General features: G+C 61.2%; 13 protein-coding genes. 7 read left to right on the forward strand and 6 right to left on the reverse strand.

What is annotated here, in order from left to right; genetic code table 11:
- Positions 1-136: 136 nt before the first annotated feature.
- Genes J4E63_RS28925 through J4E63_RS28940 form a run of 4 tightly spaced genes read right to left on the reverse strand, consistent with a single transcriptional unit; the run spans position 137 to position 2,983 of the window.
- Positions 137-874, reverse strand: a complete 738-nt coding sequence (locus J4E63_RS28925) for an amino acid ABC transporter ATP-binding protein (RefSeq protein ID WP_060740120.1) — start codon at positions 872-874, stop codon at positions 137-139.
- Positions 861-1,511 (reverse strand): amino acid ABC transporter permease, encoded by a 651-nt coding sequence (locus J4E63_RS28930; protein WP_053126442.1) that lies wholly within the window; start codon positions 1,509-1,511, stop codon positions 861-863. The genes J4E63_RS28925 and J4E63_RS28930 overlap by 14 nt, the downstream gene beginning before the upstream one ends.
- Positions 1,508-2,176, reverse strand: coding sequence for an amino acid ABC transporter permease (locus J4E63_RS28935; RefSeq protein ID WP_072405981.1), 669 nt, complete (start codon positions 2,174-2,176; stop codon positions 1,508-1,510). The genes J4E63_RS28930 and J4E63_RS28935 overlap by 4 nt, the downstream gene beginning before the upstream one ends.
- Positions 2,177-2,197: 21 nt before the next feature.
- Positions 2,198-2,983: a transporter substrate-binding domain-containing protein gene (locus J4E63_RS28940; RefSeq protein ID WP_207284042.1), complete on the reverse strand. Its 786-nt coding sequence runs from the start codon at positions 2,981-2,983 to the stop codon at positions 2,198-2,200.
- 255 nt (positions 2,984-3,238) lie between these two features.
- Here J4E63_RS28940 and J4E63_RS28945 point away from each other — a divergent pair, with 255 nt between their 5' ends.
- The 6 genes from J4E63_RS28945 (at position 3,239) to J4E63_RS28970 (ending at position 9,450) form a co-directional block, all read left to right on the forward strand.
- On the forward strand, positions 3,239-3,946 hold the full coding sequence (locus J4E63_RS28945; RefSeq protein WP_092203218.1) for a FadR/GntR family transcriptional regulator: 708 nt from the start codon (positions 3,239-3,241) through the stop codon (positions 3,944-3,946).
- A gap of 121 nt (positions 3,947-4,067) precedes the next feature.
- Positions 4,068-4,397: a thioredoxin TrxA gene (trxA, locus tag J4E63_RS28950; protein WP_003206727.1), complete on the forward strand. Its 330-nt coding sequence runs from the start codon at positions 4,068-4,070 to the stop codon at positions 4,395-4,397.
- Positions 4,398-4,638: 241 nt separating this feature from the next.
- Positions 4,639-5,898, forward strand: coding sequence for a transcription termination factor Rho (gene rho, locus J4E63_RS28955; RefSeq protein WP_003206716.1), 1,260 nt, complete (start codon positions 4,639-4,641; stop codon positions 5,896-5,898).
- A gap of 124 nt (positions 5,899-6,022) precedes the next feature.
- Positions 6,023-7,489 (forward strand): 4-hydroxy-3-polyprenylbenzoate decarboxylase, encoded by a 1,467-nt coding sequence (gene ubiD, locus J4E63_RS28960; RefSeq protein ID WP_024619800.1) that lies wholly within the window; start codon positions 6,023-6,025, stop codon positions 7,487-7,489.
- The gene (locus J4E63_RS28965) at positions 7,489-8,457 is read left to right on the forward strand and encodes a CDP-6-deoxy-delta-3,4-glucoseen reductase (RefSeq protein ID WP_060740125.1); all 969 of its coding nucleotides are present in this window, start codon (positions 7,489-7,491) and stop codon (positions 8,455-8,457) included. The genes ubiD and J4E63_RS28965 overlap by 1 nt, the downstream gene beginning before the upstream one ends.
- A gap of 324 nt (positions 8,458-8,781) precedes the next feature.
- Complete coding sequence (locus J4E63_RS28970; protein WP_207284043.1) at positions 8,782-9,450, forward strand: gamma-glutamylcyclotransferase; 669 nt, start codon at positions 8,782-8,784, stop codon at positions 9,448-9,450.
- On the opposite strand, the gene glpT is transcribed toward J4E63_RS28970, so the two are convergent.
- Together glpT and J4E63_RS28980 are read right to left on the reverse strand one after the other, a co-directional pair.
- Complete coding sequence (gene glpT, locus J4E63_RS28975) at positions 9,426-10,775, reverse strand: glycerol-3-phosphate transporter (protein WP_207284044.1); 1,350 nt, start codon at positions 10,773-10,775, stop codon at positions 9,426-9,428. The two genes, J4E63_RS28970 and glpT, sit on opposite strands and share 25 nt — an antisense overlap.
- A gap of 216 nt (positions 10,776-10,991) precedes the next feature.
- On the reverse strand, positions 10,992-11,969 hold the full coding sequence (locus tag J4E63_RS28980) for an NADPH:quinone oxidoreductase family protein (RefSeq protein WP_092474748.1): 978 nt from the start codon (positions 11,967-11,969) through the stop codon (positions 10,992-10,994).
- Positions 11,970-12,119: 150 nt separating this feature from the next.
- Between J4E63_RS28980 and J4E63_RS28985 the strand changes: the two genes are divergently transcribed.
- Complete coding sequence (locus tag J4E63_RS28985; protein ID WP_060743112.1) at positions 12,120-12,536, forward strand: flagellar basal body-associated protein FliL; 417 nt, start codon at positions 12,120-12,122, stop codon at positions 12,534-12,536.
- Positions 12,537-12,567: the final 31 nt, after the last annotated feature.

Genomic DNA, 12,567 nt, shown 5'->3' on the forward strand with positions numbered 1-12,567 from the left:
AAGGCGACCGCTTCGCGGTCAATCGCGAGCAAGCTCGCTCCCACACGTGTTTTGTCTCGCCTGCGCGATAGCCGGCAACCGAGAACCTGTGGGAGCGAGCTTGCTCGCGATGAGGCCGGAGCCGGCACCACAAACCTCAGGCCACAGGCTCGACGGTCCCGATGAAATTCGCCAGCTCCGCGGTCTGCGGATCGGCGAACAGCACCTTGGGATCGCCCACCTCATGCACCTTGCCCTGGTGCATGAACACCAGTTTGTCGCCCACTTCCCGGGCGAAACGCATTTCGTGGGTGACCATGATCAGGGTCATGCCTTCCTTGGCCAGTTGCCGCACCACGCTGAGCACTTCATTGACCAGTTCCGGGTCCAGGGCCGAGGTGATTTCGTCGCACAGCAGCACTTTCGGCGACATCGCCAGCGCGCGGGCAATCGCCACCCGTTGCTGCTGGCCGCCGGACAACCGGTCGGGGAAGGCATCGAATTTCTCCCCAAGCCCGACCCGCTCCAGCATCTGCCGCGCCAGCTCGGCCGCCTTGGCCTTGGGCACTTTTTGAACAACTTGCGGCGCGAGCATCACGTTCTCGCCCACCGTCAGGTGCGGGAACAGGTTGAATTGCTGGAACACCATTCCGACTTTCTGCCGCAGGCTGCGCAGGTCGGCGCGGGCGGCATCGAGGTATTCGCCGTCGACTTCGATCACGCCGTCGTTGATCGACTCCAGGCCATTGAGGGTGCGCAGCAAGGTGGATTTGCCCGAGCCGCTACGGCCGATGATCGCCACCACCTGGCCTTCCTCGACGGTCAGGTCGATGCCTTTGAGCACGTGATGATCGCCGTAGTATTTATGCAGGGCGGTAATTCTAAGCAGAGGCATGCAGTCTCCTTTCCAGGTAGCGCGCACTGAGGGACAAGGGGTAGCAGAGCAGGAAGTAACCGAGGGCGACCAGGCCATAGACCATGAACGGCTCGAACGTGGCGTTGGCGAGCATGCCGCCGGTCTTGGTCAGTTCGGTAAAGCCAATGATCGACGTCACGGCTGTGCCTTTGACCACCTGCACGGAAAAGCCCACGGTCGGCGCCACGGCGATGCGCAGGGCCTGGGGCAGGATCACGTAGCGCAACTGCTCCAGCGGGTTGAGGGCCAGGCTCGCCGAGGCTTCCCACTGGCCGTTGGAAATCGAGTCGACACAACCGCGCCAGATCTCCGCCAGGTAGGCACTGGTGAACAGCGTCAGGGCAATGGCCGCCGCCATCCACGGCGAAATCTCCACCCCGGCCAGGGCCACGCCGAAGAACACCAGGAACAGTTGCATCAACAGCGGCGTGCCCTGGAACAACTCGATGTAGGTGCGGGCAATGTTGCGGGGCAGGGCGCTTTTGGAGATGCGCAGCACCATCACCAGCAGGCCGATTACGCCGCCGCCGATAAACGCCACCAGCGACAGCGCCAGGGTCCATTGCAGGCCGGTGAGCAGGTTGCGCACCACGTCCCAGAAAGTGAAATCGCTCATTGGCCGCTCCTGGCAATGTAGCGGCGCCCCACCCAGTTCAGGAACTGGCGGATCAGCAGCGCCATGCACAAATAGATCAGCGTGGTCAGTGCGTAGGTTTCAAAGGCGCGGAAGTTGCGCGACTGAATGAAGTTGGCGGCAAAGCTCAACTCTTCGGTGGCGATCTGCGAACAGACCGCCGAGCCGAGCATCACGATGATGATCTGGCTGCTCAGGGCCGGCCAGACCTTGCCCAATGCCGGCAGCAGCACCACGTGGCGGAAGGCCTCGAAGCGGCTCATGGCCAGGGCCGCAGCCGCTTCCAATTGCCCCCGCGGGATCGCCTGGATACCGGCGCGGATGATCTCGGTGGAGTAGGCGCCGAGGTTGATCACCATCGCCAGCACCGCCGCCTGCCATTCGGAAATCTGCAGGCCCAGGGACGGCAAGCCGAAGAAGATGAAAAACAACTGCACCAGGAACGGTGTGTTGCGGATCAATTCCACGTACACACCGAAGATCGCCGCGAACGGGCGAATGTTCCACGCCCGCACCACGCCGCCGACGATGCCCAGGCCGACCCCGAGCAACGTACCGATGGCCGTCAGTTCCAGGGTGAACAGCGCACCGCGCAGCAGCAGCTCGGTGTTTTGCACCACCGGCAGAAAATCGAACTGATAAGCCATGCTCAGCCTCTCAAGCGACGGTCAGAGATCGGCCGGCAGCGGCTGCTTGAGCCAGGTCTGGGAATTCTTCTCCAGGCTGCCATCGGTCTTGGCGGTGGCCAGGATCTGGTTGACCTTGTCCAGCAGCGCCTGCTCGTTCTTGTTCACGCCCACGTACACCGGCGAGTCCTTGAGTTTCACCTTCAGCGCCGGAACACGCTTGGGGTTGCGTTCGCTGATGGCGACCATCACCACGTTGCCGCTGGCGATCAGGTCTACCTGGCCGGCCAGGTAGGCGGCGATGGTCGAGTTGTTGTCTTCGAAGCGCTTGATGGTGGTGCCTTCGGGGGCGACCTTGGTCAGCTCGATGTCTTCGATGGCGCCACGGGTGACGCTGATGGTCTTGCCCTTGAGGTCGTCCAGGGTGCTGATGGCGGCATCAGGCGGGCCGAACACGGCCAGGTAGAACGGCGCATAGGCACTGGAGAAGTCGATGACTTTTTCCCGCTCCGGGTTCTTGCCCAGGCTGGAAATCACCAGGTCGACCTTGCCAGTGGTCAGGAAGGGGATACGGTTGGTGCTGTTGACCGGCGTCAGTTCAAGCTTGACCTTGAGCTGGTCGGCCAGCAGTTTCGCGGTGTCGATGTCCAGGCCACGGGGTTTCATGTCCGGGCCGACCGAACCGAATGGCGGGAAGTCCTGGGGCACGGCGACCTTGAGGGTGCCACGCTTGACCACGTCTTCCAGGCCATCGGCGTGGGCGGGCAACTGACAAAGCATCAGGCTGGCAAACAGGGCTGTGAGAAGGACGCTGCAACGCTGAATCATGGCGAATCTCCGCAATCGGTGATGTGATTTCTGCGTTCGGACAGAGCACAGGCCATGCCAAGGCGACTTTTAATCGGCCAAAGCCACGGTTTTGCTGGTGGGCAGCGGTCTTACTGGTCTGAACAGTTGTGTCGTGTTTCGCACCGTTATCGGGCGTCGGCATTTGTCGCCGAACCCTGCTGGGGCACGACTTGCCGGGCGCGGCGAATAGCTTTACAACTAGCCGCTCACTGGCCCGGTTCGTCTGAAAAAATCATGAATTCCATCGCTCGTGCCGTTCCTGAAGTGGCTCTGCAAGCCATCCGCAAATTGATCGTCGATGAAGGCTTCGGCCCAGGCGATGCGTTGCCGTCGCAACGGGACCTGGCGCTGCAACTGGGCGTGAGCCGGGCGTCGTTGCGCGAAGCGCTGTCCTCCCTGAGTGCCTTGGGCATGATCAGCGTGCAGCCAGGCAAGGGGGTGTTCGTGCAGGCGCCGGTAGAAGCCCCGCGCAACGAGTCGGCGCCGGGTTGGCCGTTCGCGGCCCAGGCTTCGCCGGTGGACATCTTCCAGTTGCGCTACGCCCTGGAGGGCTTCGCGGCAGGGTTGGCGGCGGTGACGCTCAGCGCCGATGAACTCGACCGGTTGCAAGACAATGTCGAAGCCATGCGCCGGGAGTTGAAGGTCGGCGATTTCGACGCCGCCGCGCGGCTGGATTTCGAATTCCATCGGCGAATCCTGCTGGCCAGCGGCAACCAGGCGATGTTGAGCATCCTTACCGCCAGCGCCGACATCTTCCTGGAAAGCCAGAAACTACCGTTCATCCGGGCGGAGCGGGCGATGGAAACCTGGCAGGAGCACCGCAAGATCCTTCGCGCCCTGGCCCGTCGGGCTTCTGCTGCCGCGCAAAAAGCCATGCAGGAACATGTACGTAACGCTGCACTGCGTACCGGGATTTCGTTCGTCGCGCCCACGGCTTCATGAGCCGGGCCATACTCAAATACATCCTGCGCCATAGCGAGACTCAATCAACTGCGGCTTCCTGAACCCGGGAAGGGCCGCTATGATGGGCCACGTTTTTTTGCTGATGACCCCGGAGATTTCCATGAGCAGCGATCTGATCAAACACGTTAGCGACGCTAGCTTCGAAGCTGACGTACTCAAGGCCGAAGGCGCGGTACTGGTCGACTATTGGGCTGAGTGGTGCGGTCCCTGCAAAATGATCGCCCCAGTCCTGGACGAGATTGCCGAGACTTACAAGGGCAAGCTGACCGTTGCCAAGCTGAACATCGACGAGAACCAGGAGACTCCGGCCAAGCACGGCGTGCGTGGTATCCCGACCCTGATGCTGTTCAAGAACGGCAACGTCGAAGCCACCAAGGTCGGTGCGTTGTCGAAGTCGCAACTGGCTGCTTTCCTCGACGCCAACATCTAAGCGCCGAATGCCACTGAAAAAGCCCCGCAAATCGCGGGGCTTTTTCGTTATCCGGGGCTAGACGCTTGCAAACCCAGGTGTTACATTCGGCCCCGCACTGGTTTCTCCATTGCCCCCTGCAAGCCGTCGCCGACGCTCTCCTTTCGAATAAGTACGCGATCCTGTCGCCTTCTCTGCGGCGCGGCCTCATTAAGCCAAAAGCTTAATTTCCCCCCTCCATAAATGATTACGTCATTCCTATATGAATCTGACTGAACTCAAGCAAAAGCCGATTACCGAACTGCTCGAATTGGCCGAACAGATGGGCATAGAAAATATGGCCCGTTCGCGCAAGCAGGACGTGATTTTCTCCCTGCTCAAGAAGCACGCGAAAAGCGGCGAGGAAATCTCCGGTGATGGCGTGCTGGAGATTCTCCAGGACGGCTTCGGCTTCCTTCGCTCCGCAGACGCTTCCTATCTCGCCGGTCCAGACGATATCTACGTCTCGCCGAGCCAGATCCGTCGCTTCAACTTGCGCACCGGTGACACCATCGTTGGCAAGATCCGTCCTCCGAAGGAAGGCGAACGTTATTTCGCCCTGCTCAAGGTCGACACGATCAACTTCGATCGTCCGGAAAACGCGAAGAACAAGATTCTCTTCGAGAACCTGACCCCGCTGTTCCCGACCGTGCGCATGAAGATGGAAGCCGGCAACGGTTCCACCGAAGACCTCACCGGTCGTGTCATCGACCTGTGCGCACCCATCGGCAAGGGCCAGCGTGGCCTGATCGTGGCGCCGCCGAAAGCGGGCAAGACGATCATGCTGCAGAACATCGCGGCCAACATCGCCCGTAACAACCCTGAAGTTCACCTGATCGTGTTGCTGATCGACGAACGTCCGGAAGAAGTGACCGAGATGCAGCGCACCGTGCGCGGCGAAGTGGTCGCCTCGACGTTCGACGAGCCGCCAACCCGCCACGTGCAGGTTGCCGAAATGGTGATCGAGAAGGCCAAGCGCCTGGTCGAACACAAGAAAGACGTGGTGATCCTGCTGGACTCCATCACCCGTCTGGCCCGTGCCTACAACACCGTGATCCCGAGCTCCGGCAAGGTGCTGACCGGTGGTGTCGATGCCCATGCGCTGGAAAAACCGAAGCGTTTCTTCGGCGCCGCGCGGAACATCGAGGAAGGCGGTTCGCTGACCATCATCGCCACCGCGCTGGTTGAAACCGGTTCGAAGATGGACGAAGTGATCTACGAGGAATTCAAGGGCACCGGCAACATGGAGCTGCCTCTGGATCGTCGTATCGCCGAGAAGCGTGTCTTCCCGGCCATCAACATCAACCGTTCCGGCACGCGCCGCGAAGAGTTGCTGACCGCCGACGACGAGTTGCAGCGCATGTGGATCCTGCGCAAGCTGCTGCATCCGATGGATGAAGTCGCCGCCATCGAGTTCCTGGTCGACAAGCTGAAGACGACCAAGACCAACGATGAGTTCTTCCTGTCGATGAAACGCAAGTAAATCGCCAAGACAGGCCAGCAAGAGCCGGGGAAACCCGGCTTTTTGCTATCTGTGCATTCACTATTCTGGACGGGCGGCGTTAAACTCGGGCCCCCGAACGCCACGGCCACCATGAGGCTTTTGCATGCAGTATCGCGACTTGCGCGACTTTATCAGCGGGCTGGAACAGCGCGGCGAACTCAAGCGCATCCAGGTGCCGGTGTCTCCTGTCCTGGAAATGACCGAGGTCTGCGACCGTACCCTGCGCGCAAAAGGCCCGGCGCTGTTGTTCGAAAACCCGACGGGTTATGACATTCCGGTGCTGGGGAACCTGTTCGGCACGCCGGAGCGCGTGGCCCTGGGCATGGGCGCCGAAGCTGTCAGCGAATTGCGCGAGATCGGCAAGCTGCTGGCCTTCCTCAAGGAGCCCGAGCCGCCGAAAGGCCTGAAGGACGCTTGGTCCAAGCTGCCGATTTTCCGCAAGATCATTGCCATGGCGCCGAAAGTCGTCAAGGACGCGATCTGCCAGGAAGTGGTCATCGAGGGCGACGACGTCGACCTGGCCATGCTCCCGGTGCAGACCTGCTGGCCGGGCGACGTGGGGCCGCTGATCACTTGGGGCCTGACCGTCACCAAAGGCCCGAACAAGGACCGCCAGAACCTGGGCATCTACCGTCAGCAGGTGATTGGCCGCAACAAGGTCATCATGCGCTGGTTGAGTCATCGCGGCGGTGCGTTGGACTACCGTGAGTGGTGTGAGAAACACCCCGGCCAGCCCTTCCCGGTGTCGGTGGCCCTGGGCGCGGACCCGGCGACCATCCTCGGCGCCGTCACGCCCGTGCCCGACAGCCTTTCCGAATACGCGTTCGCCGGCCTGTTGCGGGGCAACCGCACGGAGCTGGTGAAATGCCGTGGCAACGACTTGCAAGTACCGGCTACCGCCGAGATCATTCTTGAAGGTGTGATCCATCCCGGCGAAATGGCCGATGAAGGTCCGTACGGCGACCACACCGGCTACTACAACGAAGTGGACAGCTTCCCCGTGTTCACCGTCGAGCGCATCACCCATCGGGTCAAGCCGATCTACCACAGCACCTACACCGGCCGTCCACCCGATGAGCCGGCCATTCTCGGGGTGGCGCTGAACGAAGTGTTCGTGCCGATCCTGCAGAAGCAGTTTCCGGAAATCACCGATTTCTATTTGCCGCCGGAAGGTTGTTCGTACCGAATGGCCGTGGTGACCATGAAGAAGTCGTATCCGGGGCACGCCAAGCGCGTGATGCTCGGGGTCTGGTCGTTTTTGCGACAGTTCATGTACACCAAGTTCGTTATCGTCACTGACGACGATATCAACGCACGGGACTGGAACGACGTGATCTGGGCCATCACCACGCGCATGGACCCCAAGCGCGACACGGTGATGATCGAGAATACGCCTATCGACTACCTCGACTTCGCCTCGCCGGTGTCTGGCCTGGGGTCGAAGATGGGACTCGATGCCACGCATAAATGGCCCGGTGAGACCACTCGCGAGTGGGGCCGGGTTATCGTCAAGGATGAAGCCGTTACCCAACGGATCGATGCCATCTGGAATCAGTTAGGAATAGATTGATGCGTGTAACCTTGCAGCCTTCCGGGGCGGTGCTGGAGATACGGCCCGCCGAGCGGATTCTCGATGGCGCGCGGCGCCTGGGCTATGAATGCCCGCAAAGCTGCCGCAACGGCAACTGCCACGTCTGTGGTGCGTTGTTGGTGGAAGGCCGTGTGGAACAGGCGGGCGAGGTGCGCGATCACGGTGAGATCTTCACGTGCATCGCCGAGCCGTTGGAGGATTGCGTGGTGTTGTGGGATGGCGTGCTGTCGCCGGGCGAGCTACCGGTACGCAACCTGGCGTGCCAGGTGATCGAGTGCGCCGACGTGGGCGGCGATGTCTGGCGAGTGCGCTTGCGGGCGCCAGCGGGCAAGCCACCGCGCTATCACGCCGGGCAGTATCTGATGATCGAACGGGAAAACGGCGAAAAATCGGCGTTCTCCCTGGCCTCGGCGCCGCATTCCGGGCGCGAGCTGCAGTTGCATGTGTTGGTGCGCGAAAGCAGTGCACAGGCGCTGCTGGAACAACTGCAACGCAACCCCAGCGTGCGCATCGAAATGCCTTTTGGCGACACGCATTTGTCCGAGTTGCCGGACGGACCGTTGGTGCTGATCGCCGCCGGAACCGGCATGGCGCAGATGCACAGCCTGATCGAGCATTGTCGTGCTGCGGGCTTCAAGCATCCGGTGCATCTGTACTGGGGCGTGCGGCGGCCGGACGATTTCTATGAAATCGAGCATTGGGATGAATGGAAAAAACTGCCGAACCTGTTCCTGCACAAAGTCGTCAGCGACTTGTGCGGTTGGGAAGGGCGCTGCGGAATGCTCCATGAAGCGGTGTGCGAGGACCTCAGCGATCTTTCCGGCGTGCACGTCTACGCCAGCGGCTCGCCGGCCATGATCTACGCCACGCTCGATGCGCTGGTAGAAGCCGGCATGGACGCCCATCAGATGCGCGCCGATGTGTTTGCCTATGCGCCGCGGGCTTAGCGGCTGACCTGAAATCTGGATTCATGCGCTTTTGTGATCTGGATCGTGCGCTTTTTGTGGCGAGGGAGCTTGCTCCCGCTCGGTTGTGCAGCAACCGCCTCCTATGCAGTCCAGCGGGAGCAAGCGCCCTCGCCACACAACAGCCCATGTCCACCCATCGATATAACTGCATATATTTCGTTTCGATATTTAGTCTCAAGGCTAGATACCGATAACGTATATAGGGAGTGGATGGCATTTAACTTGCCTTGATCCCTGTAAACGTCAACCCCATGACGGGCCCCATTCACTTTCCGACCCGCGAGGAGCCAACCGCTACCGGCCATGACCGCTATCGAATCCGCCATTACCTGTGCCTTGTACCCGCCACGACTCGAGCTGGGGCCGCAGCTGACCCGTGAGCAATTGCTCGCCTCGATGCAATTGACCATGAGTCTCCACCAGGGCGGTCCGGTCTGGCTGTTCGCGTACGGTTCATTGATCTGGCGGCCGGAATGCACGGCGGTGCAGCGCATGCGCGGTCGGGTCCATGGTTATCATCGCGGTTTGTACCTGTGGTCCCATGAGCACCGCGGCACTCCGGAGTTGCCGGGGCTGGTGTTCGGGCTGGATCGCGGCGGTTCGTGCAGCGGGTTCGCCTACCGATTGCCGGAAGAGAATCTCGAGGACTCGCTGTTTGCCCTGTGGCAGCGCGAGATGCCGGTCCCGTCCTATCGTCCGCACTGGCTCAGTTGCCGTCTCGAGGATGGCAGCCGGGTGCAAGCCTTGGGGTTTGTGCTGGAGCGGCACCTGCCCAGCTATGCCGGCAACGTGCCGGACCATGTGCTGAGCCAGGTGTTCGAAAGCGCCTGTGGGCGTTACGGCACCACTCGCGATTACGTCGAGCAGACCGTCCACGCCCTGCGCAGCCACGCCATGCCAGACCGGAATCTGGAGGCGCGGCTCAAGCGCTGCCAATCAGCGCTGGATCAGGCGACCGCTTCGCGGCTCTGACTGGCTATTTGCTTGTGCCACAGCGTGGGCGCGAGGAATGCCATTGCCAGCAGGCAGGCGCCGATCAGCAGCACAAAGCCACCGTCCCAGCCGAAATGGTCCACGGTGTAGCCCATGGCGGCGCTGGCCGCGACCGAGCCACCCAGGTAACCAAACAGACCAGTGAAGCCGGCAGCTGTACCGGCGGCTTTCTTCGGTGCCAGTTCCAATGCCTGCAAACCGATCAACATCACCGGGCCGTAGATCAGGAAGCCGATGGAAACCAGGGCGATCATGTCGACGGTCGGGTTGCCGGCCGGGTTCAGCCAGTACACCAGCGTGGCCACGGTCACCAGGGCCATGAACACCATGCCGGTCAGGCCACGGTTGCCACGGAAGATCTTGTCCGACATCCAGCCACACAGCAGCGTGCCGGGAATGCCCGCCCACTCGTAGAAGAAATAGGCCCAGGAACTCTTGTCCACTGTGAAGCCCTTGGCTTCCTTGAGGTAGGTCGGCGCCCAGTCCAGCACGCCGTAGCGCAGCAGGTAGACGAAGACGTTGGCCATGGCGATGTACCAGAGCATTTTGTTGCGCAGCACGTATTTGACGAAAATTTCCTTGGCGCTGAATTCGTTCTCGTGGCTCGCGTCGTAGCCTTCGGGGTAGTCGTTCTTGTATTTCTCGATGGGCGGCAGGCCCACGGATTGCGGCGTGTCGCGCATGGTCACGAAGGCAAACACCGCAACGGCGAGCGCTACGGCAGCGGGCACATAGAATGCCGCGTGCCAGTCGTTGAACCAGCCCATCCCCAGCAGGAACAGCGGGCCGATCAGGCCGCCGCCGACGTTGTGCGCCACGTTCCACACCGAGACCACGCCGCCACGTTCCTTCTGCGACCACCAGTGCACCATGGTCCGTCCGCTTGGCGGCCAACCCATGCCTTGGGCCCAGCCGTTGATGAACAGCAGGATGAACATCATGGTCACGCTGGAGGTTGCCCAGGGCGCGAAACCGAACACGAACATCACCCCCGCCGATACCAACAAGCCGAAGGGCAGGAAGTAGCGCGGGTTGGAACGGTCGGACACCAGGCCCATCAGGAACTTCGATAGCCCGTAGGCAATGGCGATGGCCGACATGGCCAGGCCCAACTGGCCACGGGTATAGCCCTCGTCGATCAGGTACGGCATGGCCAGGGAGAAGTTCTTGCGCAGCAGGTAGTAACCCGCATACCCAATGAAAATCCCGGCGAAGATCTGCCAGCGAAGGCGTCGGTAGGTGCTGTCTATTTTTTCTTCAGGCAATGGAGCCTGATGGGTGGCGGGACGAAAGAAAGCAAACATTCAAGAGCTCCAGATTTCTTGTTTTGACTGCGGATGCGAATGTTACAGTTTCGTTACCGAAAATAGCATCGGTTCGCATCAACAAAAAAGCAGGAATGTTGGCGACATCGTGTTCTTTTATGAACATGTCGCTCAGGTATAAATGATGGGCGGCGTGGGAATGGCGAAACCGGGTCGCAGGGTTGCGGCCCGGTATGAAACAGTTCGGGTAAGCAGTCAGCGAACCTGGACCACCACTTTTCCGACCGCCTTGCGTTGGCCAAGATCATTGATGGCTTGTGCCGCGTTGCTCAGCGGGTATACCTGCGACACCAGCGGCTTGAGCTTGCCCTCGGCGAACCAGCCGAACAATTGCTGGAAGTTGGCGGCGTTGTCCTGGGGTTGGCGTTGGGCGAAGGAGCCCCAGAATACGCCCACCACGGCGGCGCCCTTGAGCAGCGCCAGGTTCACCGGCAGTTCGGGGATGCGCCCGCTGGCAAAGCCCACCACCAGCAGCCGGCCGTTCCAGGCGATGGCGCGGATGGCCTGGTCGAACAGGTCGCCACCCACCGGGTCGTAGATCACATCGGCGCCCTGGCCGTCGGTAAGGCGCTTGATTTCATCCTTCAGGCTGGTTTCGCTGTAGTTGATCAGTTCGTCGGCGCCGGCTGCCTTGGCCACGGCAAGTTTCTCCGCGCTGCTGGCGGCGGCGATGACCCGGGCGCCCATGGCCTTGCCGATTTCCACGGCCGCCAGGCCAACGCCACCGGAGGCGCCGAGCACCAGCAAGGTTTCGCCGGGTTGCAGGTTGGCCCGTTGCTTGAGGGCGTGCATCGAGGTGCCATACGTCATGCTGAAGGCGGCGGCGGTGTTGAAGTCCATGGACGCGGGAATCGGCAACACGTTGTAGCCCGGCACCGCCACTTGTTCGGCAAAGCTGCCCCAGCCGGTCAGCGCCATCACCCGGTCGCCGACCTTCAAGTGGCTGACTTTCTCACCCACCTCGCTGACCACGCCCGCGGCTTCGCCACCGGGGGAAAACGGGAAGGGGGGCTTGAATTGATATTTGCCCTCGATGATCAGCGTGTCAGGGAAATTCACCCCGGCGGCGTGCACGTCCAGCAGCACTTCGTTCTTCTTGGCGACGGGGCTGGCGACGTCTTCCAGCACCAGCGATTCGGCTGGGCCGAATTCTTTGCACAGTACGGCTTTCATCAGGGCTATTCCTTTGGGAGTGATGGCCGATAAGTGTAGGTGTGAGAGACAACGGGTCAACGAGCATGCCCCGCCCTGATAGCCGGCCATAAGCTTGTGCTTGAACGGTGGGGCGGTATGCTGGGCCGCAAATCGGATGAGGAGTCAATTGTGAAAGCGCGGATCATGTTGATGCTGGCCCTGTCGTTGCCTGTGGCGGCAATGGCCGAAGAGGCCAAGGAAGCGAAAGAGGGCGAGGCACCGAAAGTCAGTTACATCACCCTCAGCCCGCCATTCGTGGGCAACTATGGCTTGGACGGCACGGCGAAGCTGAAGGTCTACAAGGCCGATGTGGCCCTGCGCGTGACCGGTGACGCCGCCGCTGCGGCGGTCAAGGCCAACGAGCCGCTGATTCGTAACCAATTGGTGGCGTTGTTCGCCCAGCAGACCACCGAGACGATGAACAACCTCGAAGCCAAGGAAAAGCTGCGTCAGGAAGCCTTGAAGCAGACCCAGCAGGTGATGAACGACGAGACCGGCAAGCCGATGGTGGACGATCTGTTGTTCAACAACCTGATCATTCAATAAGCGCTGGCACACAGCCTTGGACAGGGCCTGG

Source organism: Pseudomonas sp. FW300-N2F2 (assembly GCF_017351655.1).
GTDB lineage: Bacteria > Pseudomonadota > Gammaproteobacteria > Pseudomonadales > Pseudomonadaceae > Aquipseudomonas > Aquipseudomonas fluorescens_AA.